The sequence below is a fragment of the Qipengyuania soli genome (assembly GCF_015529805.1).
GTDB classification, from domain to species: domain Bacteria; phylum Pseudomonadota; class Alphaproteobacteria; order Sphingomonadales; family Sphingomonadaceae; genus Qipengyuania; species Qipengyuania soli.
Window position 1 is genome coordinate 1 of sequence record NZ_CP064654.1, and the last position, 20,093, is coordinate 20,093.

Here is a 20,093-nt window from a genome sequence, read left to right on the forward strand (position 1 = left end):
CCCCGCCGAGGCCGGTGTCGTCCTCCGACAGGCCGTCGCCGGTGATGTCGGTGTACTTGGTGCCGGAGATGTCGAACTTCTCAAAATTACCGAAATTCATTCGTTCGGTAGTGAGGGGATCGCCATCCGGGAGGTTGGTGAGGTTGCGTCCGATAACGACTTGGGTCGACCCGTTTACGGTCGCATCGCCATCATAGGTGTTGATCCATCCGTCCTGCACCTGCTCGGTGATGGTGATGGTGTAGGCCTGGTTCGAACTGACGATCGGGATGATGTAGCGGCCATTGGCGTCGGTCACGGCAGTGCCGTTGTAGGTTACTGCATTGGAGCCGTTCCCAATGGTGTAGCTGTAGTCGAACTTCCAGCCGCTGAGCGCCTGTTCGCCCTGGTCCCAGACCCCGTTGCCGTTGCTGTCTTCCCACTTGTAGCCATCGATAGTCGGGCCGCTGATGGTGCGGGAAACCGCCCATTCCTCGAAACCGTCGTTCGTCGCATACGAACCGTAAAGCGCATCAGGGATGTCGCCGGTGCCATCCTCGTCGGTTGCGTCGAGCGCGCCGAGTTCGCCGAAGGACGAGAAGAGATACACGTAGGTTGTCGCCGGATCGCCGGTGAAATCGCTGACGGGCACGTAGAAATACATGTCGGCCGCACCGCTGCCCGACTGCAGTTCGTAGTTCAGCAGGATCGAGGTGTCGCCGGCCCCGTCGAGATCGTAGACAAGGTCTGTGGCGTTCTGGAAGGCGGCGGTCTCGACGCCCGAGGTAAGGCTGGCAGTCGAGCTCGTGTAGAGTTGCAGTTCGTCCAGCGAGATCAGCGGATTGGCATTGGTCTGGTTGATGTCGAGCAGGAATTCGTAGTGCGGCACGCCGTCGATCATCACGATCGGGACGTCGGCCAGCAGCAGGTTGTGCGTGAACTGGAGCGACGTGTTGACGTCCGGGTCGTTGATCGGGCGACCCGAGGTATTGTAGCCGTCCTCGTCACCTGATTGCTGCAGGCGGACAAACGACTGGATCAGCCCCGTCCCGGACGAAGACTCGAGAGCTTCGATGGTGAAGTAAGCGCCGTTGACGGTGGCATCGATATCCGTGTCGTCGATCAGGGTGGTGAGGTCGACCAGCGAGATGCCATCGTCATTCGTGTAGACTGCCATCAGAACTCTCCCGGGCTCAACCGCCCTGCGATGGCGGTCGCCGATTGTTGAACCGCGCGATTGGTTGCGCGGTCGGAGTCAATCAAATCTGAGTGCAGCCGGAGCCAGAAATAGCCGGGGCTGTGCCAAGTGTATGGCACGCGAAACGTCGATACGCAGATTCCAACGCAAACTGCACGCGACCAGCTATTCTAGTTTCCCGAGGGGTCAGGGCCGCGAAGACTCTATGAGCGGACCAAACGACTCGGGCAGCAGCGCGGGATGGTTAATTTTTTGGTTAAGGGAGTCAACACGATAAGACTGACCCCTTTGAGCAGGACGATTTGTTCTGGCTGCCCTAAAGTATAGGAATCGTGAGAATTTGACGGATTTGCACCGTTCGCGGCGCTCCTGCGCACCCGAATGGTCCGATGCAACGCAAGGCAACTATGGCTTCCGGGAAGGCAATTCGGTTAATATTGAGCCGCTTGCATGTGCTCAGCCGCATTGGGCGCGGTGGAGCATTTTGTGATCTGCCAGCACCAGCGCCATCATTGCCTCGACCACCGGGGTCCCGCGGATGCCGACACAGGGATCGTGGCGGCCCTTCGTGCGCACCTCGGTTGCCTCGCCATCGCGGGTGATGCTCTCCACCGGGGTAAGGATGGAGCTGGTCGGCTTGAAGGCGACGCGGCAGGCTACGGGCTGGCCGGTCGAGATTCCCCCGGCGATGCCGCCCGCGTGGTTTGCTTCGAAGCGGGGGCCATCATTGCCCGGGCGCATCGGGTCGGCGTTCTGCTCGCCGGTCAGGCGTGCGGCGCCGAAGCCGTCGCCAATCTCCACTCCCTTGACTGCGTTGATGCTCATCATGCCGCTGGCGAGGTCCGCATCGAGCTTGGCATAGATCGGCGCGCCCCAGCCCGCGGGAACGCCAGTCGCGATACATTCGACCACTGCGCCAAGCGACGAGCCGGCCTTGCGTGCGTCGTCGACAAGCTTCTCCCAGCGCTTCGCGGCTTCGGGATCGGGGCACCAGAACGGATTGCGGCCGATTTCCTCTGCGTTGAAATTCGCCGGGTCGACAGCATCGCCGCCGATCTCGACGACATAGGCCATGATGCTCACTTCAGGGATGACAAGCCGCGCCACGGCGCCGGCGGCCACCCGCATCGCAGTCTCCCGCGCGCTTGATCGCCCGCCGCCGCGATAGTCGCGAAAGCCGTACTTCGCGTCATACGCATAATCCGCATGGCCGGGGCGATAGGTGTTGGCGATCTCCGAATAATCCTTCGACCGCTGGTCGGTGTTCTCGATCAGCAAGCTCAGTGGGGTGCCCGTCGTCTTGCCCTCGAACACGCCCGAAAGGATGCGGACCTCGTCGGCTTCCTGTCGCTGGGTGGTAAATTTGTTCTGCCCGGGTTTGCGCGCATCGAGGAAGGGCTGGATGTCGGATTCCGCCAGCGCAAGGCCCGGCGGGCACCCGTCGACGACCGCGCCGATCGCGGGGCCGTGGCTCTCCCCCCAGGTGGTGAAGCGAAGCACGCGTCCGAATGTGTTCCAGCTCATGCCATCCTGTCTGTCGCAACTGTGGGCGCAAGTCCATCGGCGCTGGACCAAATCCTTCTTGAGGCGCAAGAACAAACCATGATTGCTGAGCGCACCAGATGATCGCGAAACTCAAGGGACTGCTCGACGAAACCGGCGCCGACTGGGCGGTGATCGACGTCTCCGGCGTCGGCTATCTCGTCCATTGTTCGACCAAGACGCTGGCAGCGCTGGGCGAGGTCGGCGAGGCCTGCACGGTCTATACCGACCTGCAGGTCTCCGAAAACGACATGCGCCTGCTCGGCTTCGCGGAAAGCGCGGAGCGTGACTGGTTCCGCCTGCTGACACAGGTGCAGGGCGTGGGCAGCAAGGTCGCGCTGGCGATCCTCTCGGCGCTGTCGACTGCCGAAGTGCAACAGGCCTGTGCCAACGGCGATGCGGCAATGGTCGCGCGGGCGAACGGTGTCGGGCCGAAGCTCGCCGGACGCATCGTCAACGAGCTCAAGGACAAGGCAGGCGCGCTACCGGGCGGCCCTGGTCCGGTCGGCGTTGCGATCTCCCATGCGGGAAGCCACAGTGCCGATGCCGTAAGCGCGCTTGAGAACCTGGGCTTCAAGCCCGCCGTCGCTGCGCGCGCCGTGGCGCTGGCGCAAGGCGAACTGGGCGAGGGCGCGAGCGAGGGCGATCTGATAAGGGTTGCTCTGAGAAAGGCTGCTGGGTGAGGAGAAGCTCGATGCGCAAGGTAATCATGGTCACTCTGGCCTTGCTGGCAAGTCCGCTTGCCGCGCAGGATATGAGCACCTTCAAGACCGGTCCGGTCTTCAAGCAGTTCGGCCCGCACGCTCCGGTGGAAGGGATCGGACAGGTCCCTGCCGACACCGAATTCGCGGTGGCATTCGATGTCTCCAAGCCGGCCGAAGCAGGGGAATGGAACAAGGGCTTCGAAAGCGCGGCGCGCTTCATCAACATGCACGTCGCCCATGGCGTGCCCGAGGACAACATCCGCATCGCGGTGGTCGTCCACGGCAAGGCGGTGAACGACCTGCTTGCGCGCGGCGATAACCCGTCCGCCGACATGGTCCAGATCATGATCGAGCATGGCGTGCGCTTCATCGTCTGCGGCCAGAGCGCGGCAGCTTATGGGGTGACGCAGGACCAGCTGATCCCGGGCGTCGAAATGGCACTCTCCGCCATGACCGCTCATGCGCTGCTGCAACAGCGCGGCTACACGGTGAACCCGTTCTGAGATGACCGAACCCGTTCCCCTTCATTCCCCCGCCCGCCAGCCGGAGGATCCGGATGCCGCCCTGCGGCCGAAATCGCTTGCCGAGTTCGTCGGGCAAAAGGCGGCGCGCGAGAATTTGCGCGTGTTCATCGAGGCCGCCCGCTCGCGAGGGGAGGCTATGGACCATGTGCTGTTCTTCGGCCCTCCGGGGCTGGGCAAGACCACGCTCGCGCAGATCGTTTCGAAGGAACTTGGCGTCGGCTTTCGGGCTACGTCCGGGCCGGTGATCGCCAAGGCGGGCGACCTGGCCGCACTGCTGACCAATCTCGAGCCCAACGACGTGCTCTTCATCGACGAGATCCACCGCCTCAATCCGGTGGTCGAGGAGGTACTCTATCCGGCGATGGAGGACCGCGCGCTCGACATCATCATCGGCGAGGGGCCGAGCGCGCGCAGCGTGCGGATCGACCTGCCGCCCTTCACCCTGGTCGGCGCGACGACGCGGCAGGGCCTGCTGACCACCCCCTTGCGCGACCGTTTCGGCATCCCGGTGAGGCTCAATTTCTACACCGAAGACGAGCTCCTGAAGGTCGTCACCCGCGGCGCGGGCCTGCTCGGCATGGGTATCGACGAAGGCGGTGCGCGCGAGATCGCCCGCCGTTCGCGCGGCACGCCGCGTGTCGCGGGACGCCTGATGCGCCGCGTGCGCGATTTCGCCCATGTGCTGGGCGAGGCGACGGTCACCAGCAAGGTCGCCGACGAGGCGCTCACCCGTCTGGAGGTCGACGGCCTTGGCCTCGATGCCATGGACAGGCGTTATCTCACCATGATTGCAACGACTTACAAGGGCGGCCCGGTGGGCGTAGAGACGCTGGCGGCAGGGCTTTCCGAACCGCGCGACACGGTGGAGGAAGTGATCGAGCCCTACCTCATCCAGCTCGGCCTGATCGCCCGGACTGCGCGCGGGCGCATGCTCAACGATGGCGGTTGGCAGCACCTTGGAATCACGCCACCTTCGCGCCCGCAGCCCGACATGTTCGACGAAGAGGGTTAGCTGCCCGGTAATACCCTTGCCGCAGTTGGTCCCGAAACGGGACGCGGGCTCCGGAAAGCTCGCAAATCCGCGAGAAATTTACTTTTGTCTGCGATGTGCGAATATTAATTCCGTTCGGCGTGATTCCTCCATGGGAAATCGCGAACGGGGTGAAGGGGCCGGAAACCACGGGGGGCGTTTTCGTGGAGCTGGTCCAGAGGGAAATTGAACGATGTCGGTAAAGTCAGCCTTGGCGAAATTGGCGGCAACTGCGGCGGGCGGGGCGCTCGTTGCGGGCGGCGCCGTCCACGTTGCGGAAAAGCCGATCACCGACAATCCGCAGTACAAGACCAAGATGGTCAAGCAGGTGAAGCAGGCCAAGCCGGTCAAGCGCGCGATCCCGCGCCGTCCGGTCCAGGCAAAGCGCACGATCCCGCCGCGCCCGGTGCAGTGCGTGCCCGCCGATTCGCCGCAGGCCGCCTACAATCCCGACAACATCTGCCCGCCCGTCTATCGCGAGGCGATGGTCCCTGTTCCCGTTCCGCCGCTGCCGCAGGCTCCGGTCGTTTCGGGTAGCGGCGGCGCCTCGCGCTCGATTCCGGGCGGTGGTTATGGTGGCGGCTACGGCGGCGGTTTCGGAGGCGGTTTCTTCGGCGGTTTCTTCGGCGGTTCGAGCGGCGGCAGCGTGATCGTCAATTCGACCACCACCACCGGCGGCGAACCTCCCGTGGTCAACATCTCGTCCACGACCTCGACGGGCGGCAGCTCCACCTCCACCGGAGGCAGCTCCACTTCGACTTCGACCGGCGGCAGCTCGACCTCGACTTCGACGGGCGGCATTACCTCGACCACCAGCACGGGCGAGGTTTCCAGTTCGTCGTCGACTTCGACCAGCACGGGCGCTGTCTCGACCTCCACGGGTTCGGTTTCGACCTCGACCGGCGGCGTCTCGACTTCGACCGGGAGCGTTTCGACCTCGACCGGTAGTGTTTCGACCTCCACCGGCCAGGTCAGCAGCACGACGACCAGCTCGTCCTCGGGCGATGTCAGCTCGTCGACTTCCAGCTCGACCTCGGGCGACGTGAGCACCTCGACCTCGACGTCCACCTCGACCTCGACTTCGGGCAATGTCACCAGCAGCACCAGCTCGTCGAGCTCAACCTCGACCAGCTCGTCGTCGAGCACCTCGACCTCGAGCAGCTCGTCGACCTCGGGTTCGACCACCGGCAGCAGCAGCGGCACCGACGTGCCTGCGCCGCCGATGATGGCGCTGTTCGGCATGGCGGCCGCCGCGATCCTCGGCCGGCGCAAGCTGCGGGTGAAGCGCGGGGCCTGAGCCCCTCGATCAGCCGCGGCTGACCTGCCAGTCCTCCTGGCGATACCACTGCGTCACGACGTATTTGCTGCCCGCCAGCACGGGCAAGGCTGCATGCCGCGTGGCACGATTGGGCCGGCCCTTGCGGTCCATGTTGTTCCACGCGACCATCAGGCCGGGGCGCGGAGTTACGACGAGGCCCAGCGTCGGAAACTCCGTTTGGCCGCCTTCTTCGACCTCGTTGAGGTAGATCATGGCGGTCCATGTCCGCTGCCCGCCGCGCGGCCTTTCGCCGGGCCAGTAGGGTCGATCCTGGCGGAAGAAATCGCAGTGGTGGCGGTATTCCTGCCCGACGAGATAGCGTTGGCCCTGCAGCGTCTCGCCATGTCGCCGCTCGATCCCGAGCGTTGCATCGATCGCAGCGGTCGCGGCGCGGGTCTCTGGCAGGTCCTTGCGGAAATAGTGCGTCGAACTGGTTCGTCCTGCGGGGGCGACGCGGTCGCTGAACAGCGTCGAGCGGGTGATGCGGCTGTCGATCGCCTTGATCAGCCGCTTGCACTGGTCGGGCGAAAGCATGTCGGGGACGAGGAAAAGGTCGGCCTTCGCGCCGCCCCTGTCCTCGGCGCGCGGGTTTGTTGCCAGCCGCGCGCGCACTTCGTCACCGATCCGCGCGAGCTTCGCCGGATCGGCCTTTTCGTCGAATTGCGCGAGACCGAAGCGGCGGCGCAGGCCCTCGAGCATGCTGCGCCGCCTGCTCTTCTCAGCCCGCCGCCAGCTTGCGCAAGACGTAGTGGAGGATGCCGCCGTTGCGGTAGTACTCCATCTCGTTCGCGGTATCGATGCGGCAGAGCGCGGTGAAGGTGAAGCTCGAGCCGTCCTCGCGCGTCACCTCGACCTCGATGTCCTGACCTGGAACGAGGTCGGCGAGGCCGCGAATGGTGAAGCTGTCGGTCGCCTTGAGTCCGAGCGAGGCGCGGGTGTCGCCGTCCTTGAACTGGACCGGGAGCACGCCCATGCCGACGAGGTTCGAGCGGTGGATACGCTCGAAGCTTTCGACGATGACCGCGCGAACGCCCAGCAGGATGGTGCCCTTGGCCGCCCAGTCGCGGCTGGAGCCGGTGCCGTATTCCTTGCCCGCGATGACCACCAGCGGCGTGCCGTCGGCCTTGTGCTTCATGGCGGCGTCGTAGATCGCCATCTGCTCGCCATTGTAGGTCGTCACGCCACCTTCGACGCCGGGGACCATCTCGTTCTTGATGCGGATGTTGGCGAAGGTGCCGCGCATCATGATCTCGTGGTTGCCGCGGCGGCTACCATATGAGTTGAAGTCTGCCTTCGAGACCTGGTGCTCCTGCAGGTAGGTGCCGGCAGGGCTGTCGGCCTTGATCGAACCGGCAGGCGAAATGTGGTCGGTGGTGACCGAATCGCCGAGGATTGCCAGCGGCTTGGCATCGGTGATGTCGGTGACCGGCGCCGGGGTCATGCCCATGCCTTCGAAATAGGGCGGGTTGGCGACGTAGGTGCTCGTCGGGTTCCAGCGATAGGTGTCCGAAGCCTCGACCTTGATCGCCTGCCAGTGTTCGTCACCGGCATAGACGTTGGCGTAGCGGCTTTCGAACATCTGGCGGTCGATGTTGGCGGCGCGGTGTTCGCGCACCTCGGCGTTGCTCGGCCAGATGTCGGCAAGCATGACGTCATTGCCGTCCTGGTCCTGGCCGATCGGGGTTTCGGTGATGTCCTCGGTCACCGTGCCCTTGAGTGCATAGGCGACCACCAGCGGCGGGCTGGCGAGGAAGTTGGCGCGCACGTCGGGCGACACGCGGCCTTCAAAGTTGCGGTTGCCCGAAAGGACGCTGGCGGCGACGATGTCATTGCCGTTGATCGCCTTCGAGATCGGCTCGGCCAGCGGGCCCGAGTTGCCGATGCAGGTGGTGCAGCCATAGCCGACGAGGTCGAAGCCGATCGCATCGAGATGCGTCTGCAGGCCCGACTTGTTGAGGTAGTCGGTGACGACCTGCGATCCCGGGGCGAGGCTGGTCTTGACCCACGGCTTGGGCTTCAAACCCTTCTCGTTCGCCTTCTTGGCGACGAGGCCGGCTGCGATCAGCACGTCGGGGTTGGAGGTGTTGGTGCAGCTGGTGATGGCCGCGATCACGACGTCGCCGTCACCGATGTCGTGGTCCTTGCCGTCCACGCCGACGCGCGCCGGGGCGCTCTTCTTGTAGACCTGGACGAGGTCGTTGTTGAACAGTTCGTCAACGCCGGGCAGCGCGACGCGGTCCTGCGGGCGCTTGGGACCGGCGAGCGAGGGGACGACCTTCGACACGTCGAGCTCAAGGGTCTTGGTGAAGACCGGCTCGTTCTCGGGCGTGAACCACATGCCCTGCGCCTTCGAATAGGCTTCGACGAGGGCAATGGTCTGCTCGTCGCGGCCGGTAAGGCGCATGTATTCGAGCGTCTTGTCGTCGATACCGAAGAAGCCGCAGGTCGCGCCATATTCGGGGGCCATGTTGGCGATGGTCGCGCGGTCGGCGAGGGTCAGGTTGGCGACGCCTTCGCCGTAGAATTCGACGAAGCGGCCGACCACGCCGACTTCGCGCAGCATCTGGACACAGGTGAGGACGAGGTCGGTGGCAGTGACGCCCTCGGCCATTGCGCCGGTCAGCTTGAAGCCGACGACTTCGGGGATTAGCATCGAGACCGGCTGGCCGAGCATGGCCGCTTCGGCCTCGATCCCGCCGACGCCCCAGCCCAGCACGCCGAGGCCGTTGATCATGGTGGTGTGGCTGTCGGTGCCGACGCAGGTGTCGGGATAGGCGACCATCTGGCCGTCCTCACCTTCGGAAGACCACACGCCCTTGCCGAGGTATTCGAGGTTCACCTGGTGACAGATGCCGGTGCCCGGGGGCACGGCTGTGAAGTTCTGGAAGCTCTTCGAGCCCCACTTGAGGAAGTCGTACCGCTCTGCATTGCGGGCATATTCGAGCTCGACGTTCTTCTCGAAAGCCTTGGGGTGGCCGAATTCGTCGACCATGACCGAGTGGTCGATCACGAGGTTCACCGGAACCTGCGGATTGATCTTGGCGGTATCGCCGCCGAGCTTGGCGATCGCGTCGCGCATGGCGGCAAGGTCGACCACGCAGGGCACGCCGGTGAAGTCCTGCAGCAGCACGCGCGCCGGGCGGTACTGGATTTCCTTGCCGGTCGACGGGTTGCGCTGCCAGTCGGCAATCGCCTGCGCGTCCTCGGTCGAAACGGTGAAGCCGCCGTCCTCGAAACGCAGCATGTTCTCCAGCAGGACCTTCAGGCTGAAAGGCAGCTTCGACACGTCGCCGATGGTCGCTTCCGCCTTGGCGAAGGAGTAATAGGCATAGTCCTTGCCGTTGACGGTGAGGGTTGAGCGGGTACCGAGCGTGTCCTTGCCGACCTGGGTCATGCGGGGGCGTGTCCTTTCTGTCCGGAGCCGCATCGCGAGCCTTCGCGGGTGCGGCGAAAATGTGCCCGCGCCCTGCGCGCAAAGCGGGCAAAAATCAAGGTCCGCCGCCCCTGAAAAACGCCTTGGCGGAACCCAAGCCCCGCTTCATCGATTATTAAGGCAAAATCGGGGCAGGCGCGCGACGCGGTTCGTGCGAACCCAATGAGGAGTTACCAGATGTCGTCGCTTCAGGCTGCGGGCACACGCTCGCGTCAACCCATCCGTATAGCCGTAATCGCTGCCGCGCTGGCCGTGGTCGGCTGCTTTTCCGCTGCCTTCACCTTCGCCGATGCTCCGGCCACGGCAGCTGAATCGGTTCGCTAGACCGCGCTGATCTCGGGCCGCCTGCGCGTCGTCGCAATCCAGCACCCGGCCACGATCAGTACTGTTCCCGCAACTGCACTCGCGGTCAGGCTCTCGCCGAGCAGCAGCCAGCCGAACAGCGCCGCCCAGACGAATCCCGAATATTCGAGCGGCACCAGCACCTGCGCCTCCGCACGGGCATAGGCCCATGACATGGTCAGCGCGCCGAGCACCGACAGGCCCGCCGATATGCCTACATCCTTGAGATCGCCGATTGCGGGCATGGCGAAAAGCCAGGGCGCGGCGGCGAGATAGACCAGACCCGCCGTGCCCATGTAAAAGGTCGCGACCTCCAGCGGCTTGGCCACCAGCGCCTGTTGCCGCTGGAGCACGAGGTTCCAGGCGTAGAGCAGCGCCGATACGGTGATCGCCGCGAGGCCGAGCCAAGTTTCCGCGTTGAGATTGCCGCGGTCGAACTTGCCCCCGACAATCACCAGCACGCCCGCCAGCCCCAACAACGCACCCCAGACCGCGCGCGGATTGATCGTCTCGCCCAGCATGACGGCGGCGAGGTAGAGCGACACGATCGGCGCGATGAAGGAAATCGCAATTGCCTCGGCCAGCGGCAGCTTGGTCAGCGAATAGAAGAAGGTCAGCGCCATCATCGATCCCACGACCCCGCGGGTCAGGTGAACCTTCATCACTTCGCGCGATGGCCAGCGGCTCTTCGTCGCCAGCCAGACCGGGGCCACGATGGCGAAGGCAAGCGAGGATCGCAGCAGTGCCGCCATGTATGCGCCCAGCGCCAGCGAGGCGCTCTTCATGAAGGCGTCCATCAGCGACAGCAGCGCTATGCCAAAGGCGGTCGCCAGGATCGGGCGGATGGGATTGGCATGGTCGCTCACCGTTCGTCGCATAATGCGGGTGTTGCGCCGCGTCATCATATGATGCGCCAGTTCAGGCTCTTGTAAGCCGCGATCTTGGAGATGAGGGTGATATTGCATAGGATGCTGCCGCGCGCGCCTCGGAGCCTGCGGCGCAAACGGTGGGACGAATGACGTACAAAAAATTCCTTTTCGGTTCGGTCGCTGCAGCGGCCCTTTTCGCCAACCCCGGCGTTGCGCAGGATCGCAAGCCGGAGAACCTTCTCCCGCCCGAGCCGGCCAAGGTGACCGAGAAGCTGCCTGATTTCACCAAGAAGGAAGCAGCTGCGCCTGCGCCCAAGCAGGAAAGCGTCGACCAGGCTTTCGACGACATCAAGATGCAGTCGGGCGAAGTGGTGCAGGAGGTGCCCTCGCTGGTCGGCGAATGGTCGCTCGCCAATGCACAGAAGCTGCTGGCCTTCATTCCTTCGGTCAAGGCCGAGGGGCTGCGCGTCGCCGACTACAATGCCGACGGGCTCAAGGCCGCGATTGCTGCGGGTGCCGGACCTGCCCTCAACGAGGTTGCCAGCCAGACTTTCGTGTGGCTGGTCGAGGACCTGCGCGACGGGCGCACGCCGATGGAAGCGCGCAAGCAGTGGTTCGTGGTCGATCCCGACCCCGATCGCATGCCGACGCACAAGCTGCTGGAAAGCGCGCTGGCGAGCGGTGACATCGCGGGCACGCTGACGGCGCTCAACCCGACGCATCCGCACTACGCGCGTCTCAAGGAAGACCTTGCCCTGACCAAGGACCCGGCCAAGCGCGCGCTGATCCGCGCCAACATGGACCGCTGGCGGTGGCTGGGGCAGGACCTGGGCAAGAAATACCTGCTGACCAACGTGCCGGAATACCAGCTGCGCCTCACGGTTAACGACAAGAACATCAAGACCTATCGCGTGGTGGTCGGCAAGCCCGGCCGGACCGCGACGCCGCAGCTTGCCGAGATGGTCGAAGCTGTGATCTTCAACCCGACCTGGACCGTGCCGCAGAGCATCGTGAAGGGCGAAGGCCTGGGGGCCAAGGTGCTCGCCAATCCCGGCTGGGCCAAGGCCGCCGGTTACAAGGGCACCAAGGGCGAGAACGGCTGGATTACCGTCGTCCAGCAGCCCGGGCCGAACAATTCGCTTGGCCTGATGAAGCTCGACATGCCCAACGAGCATGCGATCTTCCTCCACGACACGCCGAGCCGCCATCTCTTTGCGCAGGACAACCGTGCGCTGAGCCATGGCTGCATCCGCGTGCAGGGCGCGCGCGAATTGGCCATGACCATGTCGATGCTGGGCAATGCCAAGACCAAGGCCGACCTGCCGGTCATCCAGGCCGAGGTGTCGGAAATCACGGCGAGCGGCGAATACACCCGCTACCCGATGGTCAACCAGTGGCCGGTCTACATCACCTATTTCACTTATGGCGTCGACGTGAACGACAAGCTGACCAAGTTCGCCGACATCTATGAACGCGATGCCCCGGTACTCGCCGCGCTCGATGCGCCGCGCCAGCAGAACCGTGCGCGCAAGACCAACGAGGAAGTGGTCGAGATCGTCGACGATCTCCAGACCTGATCGAGAAGCTCAGTAAACCCCGGGGTTCGTCCGGTCGAAAGTGCCCGTGGCCGGATCGCGGACCAGCAGGTCGGTCTGCGCGAGCGGCGGGTTCATGCGTCCCCCGGTCTCGGTCAGCCCGTAGCTCCCGGCGACCAGCAGGCGGCCGCCCGACAGGTCGATGAGGGCGCGGTCGAACTGTTCCGGCCCCATGGCGAAACAGCCGTTCGACCGGCCCAGCCGGCCCCAGCGCGAGACGTGTTCGGGCGTCGCATAGCTTGCCTGGTGCATGACGATGGCGCGCGGAAGCGCTTCCGAATTGCTCGGGTCGAGACCGTCCAGCCGGATCGAGGTGCCGAATTTGCCCGTGTACCAGCTGCGCGTCATGTAAGCCCCGCGGCTGGTGCAGTGTGAGCCTTCCTGGTTCGAATAATATTTCAGCCAGCCATCATGCTGCGGATCCGAACCGTCGCCGTGGCTGACGTGGAAGCTCTGCACGCGCTCGTTCACGACGTCGACGAAATGAAACCGGCGTTCAGCCGAATGGAGGCCGAAGTCGGCGACGCCGACTATATCCTTCTTCCAGATACCCGAACCCACGCGGGCGAGTTCGGACCGGGCGAGGTCCATGAGTTCCCGGTCGCGCGACGCAGTCGGGTTCACCTGGGCGAATACGCGCGCCGGCAAGGCCGAAGCCAGTCCGGCAGCAAGTCCGCCACGAAGGATGTCACGCCTCTTCACCATACCAATATAGCAATTCGGCCGCCGCGGTTCCATTGCCAATCGGTCGGCGGGGGCAGGGCTACGATCCGCCGAGGATCATCTTGTCGCCCTCGATACGCACCGGCTCGATCGTGCGCAGGAAGCTCTGTCCGAGAAGCGAGATGCCGAGTCCCTCGGGCACGATGATCGCTTCGACATTGTCCGCCTCGTGACGGCCCAGTTCGACATGGTCGAGCCGCACATAGACGCCGTAGACCGGCCCGCTCGCGCCCGAGGCGACTTCGCGCACATCGGCATCGCTCCAGGTCAGGCCTGCTGCGGTGGCGTCCGCTCCGGTCAAAGCAATGACGCTGGCGCCGGTGTCGACCATGAAGCCGACGGGGACCCCGTTGATCATGGCATCGGCAAAGAAATGGCCGTTGGCTCCGCGCGGCAGGACGGTTTCCCCCGCGCTCCACGAGGCGAAGGCCTCCTTGCGTTCGACTTCGGCGAGGACCTTGTTGGCCTCCTCGCGCGATGCGCTTTCGCCGGTCGCGGAATCGAAGGCGCCGCCCGGCACGAAGGCTGCGCCGACAAAGGCGCATACGGCGACGACAAGGAGCACGGCTTCGCGCATGCTGCCATTGTCGCAAAGAGGGATTAAGCGCGGGTAAAGCGCTCAACGGTCGGCGAGGGCGGCCAGTTCTGTGTAAATCGCCTCTTCGCTGCGGCTCGAGGCGTTGCGCCAGCCGGTTACGGTCTCTGGGTTTACCAGGCGGCCTTCGGGCGTGATGACGAAGACATTGGGCGTGCCCGGCAGCTCGTCGATCCCGAAGCGGCGGGCAACCGCGATATTGGTCCGCTCGCCGCCGTTGGGATAGGCGACGTGCACATAGACCGGCTCGTAACGCTCGGCGACCAGGGCGGCGAGGCGGGGGGTCTCCAGCCATCCGGCGAGTGCGCGGCTGTCGTGGCACCAGTTGCCGCCCATCACGAGCAACACCCGCGTGCCGCGCTCGGCAGCGCGGGCGAGCGCTGCATCGACATCGGCCATGGCATCGCGGCCCTCGGCATAGGGTGCAGCGTCAGGCAGTTCGGCTGCCACGGGTGGAACAGTCGCGCAAGCGGCGAGCGGCGCGGCAAGGGCCAGCGCAAAAGCGAAACGGATCATGCGGATGCGATGGCGCTTGCTGCCAATCGTTGCAAGTTCGGCATGGCCGCCATGCTCGCTTCGCTGAACCGCTGGAGGATGGCCAGCCGGTGCGGGGCGTTCTGCGCGAGCCAGGCAATCGTCGGTGCCGCCGGGTCGAGCCGCGACTTTGCGAGGAATCCCGCGACCTTGGGATTCTGCGACCACAGGAAACGGTTCGTGCCGGTGCCGAGGATGGTGCCTGCATATCCGTCTATCGAATCGACGAAGGCAGCGGGCTTGCACAGGGCGTTCTTTTCCTCGTCGGTGTCGAAGTTCGCCTCGATGAAGGCGCTGACTGCGGCATTGAGGGTGACAAGCGGGACGTGGAGCAATTGCAGCACGATCCTGTCGCCCTGCCATTGCGGCGCAACAGGCTTTGGCCGAACAGCGGTTGCCGTGCAGTCGATGTAGAGCGAGTTTTCGGGGACTGCCTCCTCGCCGTCGCGCATGATCATCCGGCCATGTTCGATCCGCTCGACGCGGCCATTGCGGATGACCCGGTCGATGGTCCGCAACCGGTCGACTTCGCCCTGCGAGATGGTGGCATAGTGGAACATCTCCGGCTCGACCGCCTCGTCGATCCGCAACATGACCCCGGCATCTTCAAGTGCGTGGAACAGCGCCGCGACGCTTTCGGCCTTGGCGGCGTTCTCCATGATCGCGATCTGGCCGCTGATCGTGTCCTCGAAGAACTGTTCACCCGGCTGGACCCGGGCACGGTTGAGTATCCAGCTCTCGCGCGGTTTCACCCAGGTGATCGCTTCGGGAGGGATGCCCGCCTCGAGCAGCCAGACGCCGGTATCCATCGCGGTCTTGCCCGCGCCGAGGATGACGTAGTGCTGCGGCAGGCTTTCGGCCTGCTTCCACAGGTTGGGCAATTCGCCCGGCACGGCCACGCGCACACCATCGGCGACGGCAAACTTGCGCTTGTGCGTCGAAGGCACGGAGGTCTCGAAATAGGTGGAATCGACCAGCTTGCGGCGCACGGTGACCTTTGTCTCCTCGCCCGAGAAGATGTTGCGGAAGCGGTTGTCGCCTAGGAATTCGCTGTTCGGGAAGTATCTCACTCGGCCCGTCGGCAGCAGGTGGTCGCGCATGGCCGACTGGAAATAGGCCAGCACCTCGGCCCCATCCGCAAGCTCGTAGAAACCCTTGTTCGGCCCCGCCTCGTCGATGCGGTCCTGGCCGAGGGGCAGGCGGTTGATGCCGTATGTCGCGCTCGGCTGGTGCAGCGCGACGAAGGAATAGGCGTCATTCCAGTGCCCGCCCGGCGCGGAATGCTTGTCGATGAAGACGATGTCGGCGTCGGGGTCCTGTTCGAGCAGCGTGTCGGCGAAGGCGAGGCCGGTCGCCCCGGCTCCCACGATGAGGTAGTCTGTCTCGATTGCCATTCGCCCTCCTTCGGAGTGTTACTCCGCCGCTATTGCATGGGGATCGAAGGCGACCGCTTCCCCTGCCTCGATCTGTGCCGCCTTGGCCTCGACCAGCCTGACGATGTGGTCGAGCATGTCCTCGTTCTCGATGTGGTGGTCCTTGACCCCCGAGAGGTAGACCATGTGCTTGCCATTGCCGCCCCCGGTCAGGCCGATGTCGGTCTCGCGCGCTTCGCCAGGGCCGTTGACCACGCAGCCGAGCACGGAAAGGCTCATCGGCGTCTTGATGTGTTCGAGCCGCTTTTCGAGCGCCTCGACCGTGCGGATGACGTCGAAGCCCTGGCGGCTGCACGAGGGGCAGGACACCACGCGGACGCCGCGGGTGCGCAGGCCGAGCGCCTTGAGGATCTCGTAGCCCACCTTCACTTCCTGCTCCGGCTCGGCGGAAAGCGAGACGCGGATGGTGTCGCCAATGCCGGCCCACAGCAGGCTGCCGATGCCGATCGAGGACTTGACGGTCCCGCCGATCAGCCCGCCCGCCTCGGTTATGCCGAGATGCAGCGGGCAGTCCACCGCGTCGGCGAGGCCGTGATAAGCCGCGACCGCGAGGAAGACGTCGCTGGCCTTCACCGCCACCTTGTATTCGTGGAAGTCGTGATCCTGCAGCAGCTTGATATGGTCGAGCGCGCTTTCGATCAGCGCCTCGGGACAGGGCTCGCCGTATTTTTCGAGCAGGTCCTTCTCGAGGCTGCCCGCGTTCACGCCGATGCGGATCGCGCAACCGTTGGCCTTGGCCGCGCGGACGACCTCGGCCACGCGCTCGGACGAACCGATGTTGCCGGGATTGATGCGCAGGCATGCCGCGCCCCTGTCGGCGGCTTCGAGAGCGCGCTTGTAGTGGAAGTGGATGTCGGCGACGATCGGGACGTTGGCTGCGCGGGTGATCTTGTCGAAGTTCGCGGTCGCCTCCTCGGTCGGGCAGGACACGCGGATGATGTCCGCGCCCGCATCCTCGCAGCGGCGGATCTGGTCGATCGTCGCGCCCACGTCCTCGGTCGGCGTATTGGTCATGGTCTGGACGGTAATCGGCGCATCGCCGCCTACGGGGACGTTGCCGACCATGATCTGGCGCGATTGGCGGCGCATGATGTCGCGCCAGGGACGGATAGAGGACATGGGCCGCGATATAGAGGGCGAAGCATGAAGGGGCAATGACACGGCGCGCGGCTTGGGGCATGAGGCTGGCATGAAGGATCCGAACGACGACTTCGAACATGTGACCCCTCTGTTGTTCGGGCGTGTGCTCGACGGGAAAGGTGGCGGACGTCCGATTACCTGGGAGGACGCACAGGACTGGTCCCCCGGCAATCCGGACGAGGTCATGTGGCTTCACCTCGACCGTACCCGGCCGGGTATGCAGCACTGGCTCGAAGAGAAACTCTCGCTTCCCGAGCCGACTGCCGAACTGCTGACCGGCGACCAGAACCGGCCGCGTGCCTTTCGCGAGGGCGAAACGCTGGTGGCGACGCTACGCGGGATCAATTTCAATCCGGGGGCCGAGCCGGAGGACATGATCTCGATGCAGTTGTGGAGCGACGGCCAGCGCCTGATCACGCTGCGCCGGCACCCACTGCAAACCCCGCGCGAAATCCTGATGGCGATCGACCAGGGACAGGGACCGCCCGATGCCGGAGCAACCATCACGCTGCTGGCCGAACTGCTCATCACCCGGATGAGCCAGTCGATCATCGACATGAACTACGTGCTCGACGAACTCGAGGCCCAGGATCCGGACCAGCATGCCGAGCAGATGCTGCACCGGATTTCGACCATCCGGCGCAATTGCCTCGCGCTCAAGCGCCATATGGCCCCCCAGCACGAAGCGCTGGAACAGATCAGCCGCGATGCGCCAATGTGGTTCGAAGGGCACGACCGGCGCGAGATTGCCGAGAGCATCGCCCGCCTGCGTCGTTATCTCGACGACATCGACATCAGCAAGGAAAGCGCGGTGGTCCTGCAGGACGAATTGCGCGCCCGCAGTCTCGCCTCGAGCGAGCATGCCACCTACATGCTGACCATCGTCGCAGGTATCTTCCTGCCGCTGAGTTTCCTAACCGGCCTGCTCGGCATCAACGTCGGCGGAATGCCCGGGATGAACGATCCTGACGCATTCTGGACCGTCGCCGCGATCTGTGCGCTGCTGTTCGTCGCGCTGATCGTGGTGTTCCGCCGTCTGCGCTGGCTCTAAGGCCTACCAGCGCACGAGGTAGGGCACGACAATCCGGCCTGCCAGTGCAGCTATCGCCACTGGCACCATGTGCCACAGACCGAGATGCGCGACAGTGTCGAACGAGCAGGACAGGCCGTAGGAGAACGTGCCCAGCGCTCCCGCAGCAAGCCCGGTGAGAAATCCCGCGCGCGTAGCCGAGACCGGTGCTCCGCGCCGCAGCCACCAGACAAGCGCGGTAGCGGTGACGAGTGAAGTGAGCAGCGGAGCGGTGACGCAGTGGAGGGCGAAAGCCTCGTCGATCGCCGCCAGTGCATCGCCGCGGCCGAGAAGGGCGACGAGCGTGGCAGCGGGCAGGATTGCAGTCATGGCCAGTGCCCAGCCTGAACCGGCGTAGGAATTGCCCACGCTCGGCGAGGCCATTCGCAATACCGCACCGGCGCAGGCAAGCCCCAGCAGCAGGAAGGCCAGGTTGACGATCAGGAAGAAGGGTGAGGCCTGCCCGGCGTAGGGGGCCATCCAGATACCCTCGACCAGCGCTGTACCGGTTACCGAAAGTGCGAGCGCCGCAAACGCCACGGCTATGCCGGTGCGATGCGTCATGGGGCTGACCGGGGCGAGATCGCTCGCCAGTTCGTCGATCAGCGGATTGGGAACCCGGTTCATTTCATTCGGCCTTTTCTACGAGCGCGGACAGCTTCTTGAGCCCGCGATGGATATTCACTTTGACCAGGCTTTCGCTCTGGCCGGTCCTGGCGGAGGCTTCGGCTATCGACAGCCCCTCGATCTTGACCAGTTCGATGCATTCGACCTGCTTTTCGGGGAGGTGGACGAACAACCGTTCGAGGCTCATGCGGGCAAGCACCGCTTCCTCGTCGCTGTCGTCGGCGGCGTCGTGGTCGCCAAGCTCGTCCTCGGCGCTGCGATACACCTTCCTCAAATGGTCGACCCAGCGATAGCGCGCGATCGCCGCGAGCCAGGGGATGAAGGCGCGGGTCGGATCCCAGCTCGCGCGCTTGGCGTGGAGCGCCATCATCACGTCCTGGACCAGATCGTCGAGCTGCGCCGGGGCGACGCGGCGCCGGAAATAGCGCTCCAACCACAGCTGAACTTCGGCCAGCAGCACGCGATAGGCATTGGCATCGCCTTTCTGCGAAGCGGCCATCAGCCGTGCCAGCGCGCTCTCGTCGGCGATCATCGCGTGCCCTCCGATGCCGAACCTATCACTGCGTCCGCCACCCGGCGAGCGCTGCGTCGAGCGAAAACAGTCCGCCCCCGCGCGAGACGAGGATCGCGGCCATGGCGAACCACAAGATGTGCGTCTGCCACCAGGCCTCGGGATAGACGAAGACCTGTATCACCAGCGTCATGACAAGCAGGCCAAGCGCGGAGAAGCGGGTAAAGAGGCCGAGCACCAGCAGGAGGGGGAGCAGATGCTCGGCCAGGGTCGCCATCGGGGTCGCAATGGCGGGAGGAAGGGGGAGGCCGGTGTATTCGTACTCGAACAGCGCATAGGCCTGGTCGCTGATCGAAAAGAGCGTGCCCTCCTCGATCTTGGTCCGGCCCGAGCGCCAGAAAATCCCGCCCAGCGCAACGCGCAGGACGAGCAGCGCCAGGCTTTCGGGCAGGCGCGAGGCGAGCCAGGCGGTCAGGCTGTCATAGGCGGAAAGCAGGCTGCGCATCGTGGACCTCCCCTCGACTGAAGCAATCAGCGCTTGATCGCGGTGAGCGAGCCCTTGCCCTTGGGCGTCTCGGTCTTGATGCAAGTGCCCTTGGCGACGAGCTTCCAGGCATTGCCCTGGTAATCGCGGGTCGAAGTACCGGCGCAGCTTGTTCCGGGTCCTGCGGCACAGTCGTTCTGACCGGCCTTGGCGATGCCGTAGCACTTTTCCATTTCCGGCTTCTTCTGCGCGGCTGCGGGAGTGCTGGCGAGGCCGGCGGCGACACCGGCGGTAAGGGCGAGGCCGGCGAGGCGGGCAATCGAATTGGCGTTCATGGCATGTCTCTCGAAGAATGGGTTGTCCGTTCATCGCGGCGATCCCGCCGGATGTGGCCGTCCATTCGCGAAGGTCCGGGGGGAGGTTACGGAGCTGCGAAAATATTT

21 protein-coding genes are annotated in these 20,093 nt (G+C 64.8%); 6 read left to right on the forward strand and 15 right to left on the reverse strand.

Going from position 1 to position 20,093, the window contains the following annotated elements:
* Both IRL76_RS00005 and aroC read right to left on the reverse strand, forming a co-directional pair.
* Positions 1 to 1,156 (reverse strand): hypothetical protein (locus IRL76_RS00005; protein ID WP_200982018.1); only part of this gene is annotated, 1,156 nt, incomplete at its 3' end.
* Between the two features lie 477 nt (positions 1,157 to 1,633).
* Positions 1,634 to 2,701 (reverse strand): chorismate synthase, encoded by a 1,068-nt coding sequence (gene aroC, locus IRL76_RS00010; protein WP_200982019.1) that lies wholly within the window; start codon positions 2,699 to 2,701, stop codon positions 1,634 to 1,636.
* A 98-nt stretch (positions 2,702 to 2,799) separates the two neighbouring features.
* Here aroC and ruvA point away from each other — a divergent pair, with 98 nt between their 5' ends.
* The 3 genes from ruvA to ruvB are packed head-to-tail and all read left to right on the forward strand — an operon-like array spanning position 2,800 to position 4,959.
* Positions 2,800 to 3,402: a Holliday junction branch migration protein RuvA gene (gene ruvA / locus IRL76_RS00015; protein WP_200982020.1), complete on the forward strand. Its 603-nt coding sequence runs from the start codon at positions 2,800 to 2,802 to the stop codon at positions 3,400 to 3,402.
* A gap of 11 nt (positions 3,403 to 3,413) precedes the next feature.
* Positions 3,414 to 3,926 (forward strand): DsrE family protein, encoded by a 513-nt coding sequence (locus IRL76_RS00020; RefSeq protein WP_246449858.1) that lies wholly within the window; start codon positions 3,414 to 3,416, stop codon positions 3,924 to 3,926.
* Between the two features lies 1 nt (position 3,927).
* Positions 3,928 to 4,959 (forward strand): Holliday junction branch migration DNA helicase RuvB, encoded by a 1,032-nt coding sequence (ruvB, locus tag IRL76_RS00025; RefSeq protein ID WP_200982021.1) that lies wholly within the window; start codon positions 3,928 to 3,930, stop codon positions 4,957 to 4,959.
* Between the two features lie 600 nt (positions 4,960 to 5,559).
* Here the strand turns inward: ruvB and IRL76_RS00030 are convergent.
* The 3 genes from IRL76_RS00030 to acnA form a co-directional block, all read right to left on the reverse strand.
* Entirely contained in the window at positions 5,560 to 6,219 is a 660-nt protein-coding gene (locus tag IRL76_RS00030; protein WP_200982022.1) for a hypothetical protein, read from the reverse strand.
* A gap of 64 nt (positions 6,220 to 6,283) precedes the next feature.
* Positions 6,284 to 6,994 (reverse strand): prolyl hydroxylase family protein, encoded by a 711-nt coding sequence (locus IRL76_RS00035; protein ID WP_200982023.1) that lies wholly within the window; start codon positions 6,992 to 6,994, stop codon positions 6,284 to 6,286.
* Between the two features lie 19 nt (positions 6,995 to 7,013).
* Positions 7,014 to 9,689: an aconitate hydratase AcnA gene (acnA, locus tag IRL76_RS00040; RefSeq protein ID WP_200982024.1), complete on the reverse strand. Its 2,676-nt coding sequence runs from the start codon at positions 9,687 to 9,689 to the stop codon at positions 7,014 to 7,016.
* A 216-nt stretch (positions 9,690 to 9,905) separates the two neighbouring features.
* Between acnA and IRL76_RS00045 the strand changes: the two genes are divergently transcribed.
* Positions 9,906 to 10,052 (forward strand): hypothetical protein, encoded by a 147-nt coding sequence (locus tag IRL76_RS00045; protein WP_200982025.1) that lies wholly within the window; start codon positions 9,906 to 9,908, stop codon positions 10,050 to 10,052.
* Here IRL76_RS00045 and IRL76_RS00050 read toward each other — a convergent pair.
* Positions 10,049 to 10,936 (reverse strand): DMT family transporter, encoded by an 888-nt coding sequence (locus tag IRL76_RS00050; RefSeq protein WP_246449859.1) that lies wholly within the window; start codon positions 10,934 to 10,936, stop codon positions 10,049 to 10,051. The genes IRL76_RS00045 and IRL76_RS00050 overlap by 4 nt on opposite strands.
* A 149-nt stretch (positions 10,937 to 11,085) precedes the next feature.
* Between IRL76_RS00050 and IRL76_RS00055 the strand changes: the two genes are divergently transcribed.
* Positions 11,086 to 12,516, forward strand: a complete 1,431-nt coding sequence (locus tag IRL76_RS00055) for a L,D-transpeptidase family protein (RefSeq protein ID WP_200982026.1) — start codon at positions 11,086 to 11,088, stop codon at positions 12,514 to 12,516.
* 9 nt (positions 12,517 to 12,525) lie between these two features.
* Here the strand turns inward: IRL76_RS00055 and IRL76_RS00060 are convergent, their stop codons facing one another.
* From IRL76_RS00060 to ispG, 5 genes are read right to left on the reverse strand one after another with little or no spacing between them, the layout of a single operon-like run.
* Entirely contained in the window at positions 12,526 to 13,239 is a 714-nt protein-coding gene (locus tag IRL76_RS00060) for a murein L,D-transpeptidase catalytic domain-containing protein (protein WP_246449862.1), read from the reverse strand.
* 58 nt (positions 13,240 to 13,297) lie between these two features.
* Entirely contained in the window at positions 13,298 to 13,834 is a 537-nt protein-coding gene (locus tag IRL76_RS00065; protein ID WP_200982027.1) for a retropepsin-like aspartic protease family protein, read from the reverse strand.
* Between the two features lie 42 nt (positions 13,835 to 13,876).
* Positions 13,877 to 14,368 (reverse strand): thioredoxin family protein, encoded by a 492-nt coding sequence (locus IRL76_RS00070; protein WP_200982028.1) that lies wholly within the window; start codon positions 14,366 to 14,368, stop codon positions 13,877 to 13,879.
* Positions 14,365 to 15,780, reverse strand: a complete 1,416-nt coding sequence (locus IRL76_RS00075) for an NAD(P)-binding protein (protein ID WP_200982029.1) — start codon at positions 15,778 to 15,780, stop codon at positions 14,365 to 14,367. Before IRL76_RS00075 ends, IRL76_RS00070 begins: the two co-directional genes overlap by 4 nt.
* An 18-nt stretch (positions 15,781 to 15,798) precedes the next feature.
* Positions 15,799 to 16,938, reverse strand: coding sequence for a flavodoxin-dependent (E)-4-hydroxy-3-methylbut-2-enyl-diphosphate synthase (gene ispG, locus IRL76_RS00080; RefSeq protein WP_200982030.1), 1,140 nt, complete (start codon positions 16,936 to 16,938; stop codon positions 15,799 to 15,801).
* A gap of 70 nt (positions 16,939 to 17,008) precedes the next feature.
* Between ispG and IRL76_RS00085 the strand changes: the two genes are divergently transcribed.
* Positions 17,009 to 18,010 (forward strand): zinc transporter ZntB, encoded by a 1,002-nt coding sequence (locus tag IRL76_RS00085; protein ID WP_200982031.1) that lies wholly within the window; start codon positions 17,009 to 17,011, stop codon positions 18,008 to 18,010.
* Positions 18,011 to 18,013: 3 nt separating this feature from the next.
* Here IRL76_RS00085 and IRL76_RS00090 read toward each other — a convergent pair whose 3' ends face one another.
* The 4 genes from IRL76_RS00090 to IRL76_RS00105 are packed head-to-tail and all read right to left on the reverse strand — an operon-like array spanning position 18,014 to position 19,985.
* A complete protein-coding gene (locus IRL76_RS00090) occupies positions 18,014 to 18,655 on the reverse strand; it encodes an NrsF family protein (RefSeq protein ID WP_200982032.1) in 642 nt (213 codons plus the stop codon).
* A gap of 1 nt (position 18,656) precedes the next feature.
* Positions 18,657 to 19,187: a sigma-70 family RNA polymerase sigma factor gene (locus IRL76_RS00095; RefSeq protein WP_200982033.1), complete on the reverse strand. Its 531-nt coding sequence runs from the start codon at positions 19,185 to 19,187 to the stop codon at positions 18,657 to 18,659.
* A gap of 25 nt (positions 19,188 to 19,212) precedes the next feature.
* Complete coding sequence (locus tag IRL76_RS00100) at positions 19,213 to 19,671, reverse strand: DoxX family protein (RefSeq protein ID WP_200982034.1); 459 nt, start codon at positions 19,669 to 19,671, stop codon at positions 19,213 to 19,215.
* Positions 19,672 to 19,697: 26 nt separating this feature from the next.
* Positions 19,698 to 19,985, reverse strand: coding sequence for a BufA1 family periplasmic bufferin-type metallophore (locus IRL76_RS00105; RefSeq protein WP_200982035.1), 288 nt, complete (start codon positions 19,983 to 19,985; stop codon positions 19,698 to 19,700).
* Positions 19,986 to 20,093 lie beyond the last annotated feature (108 nt).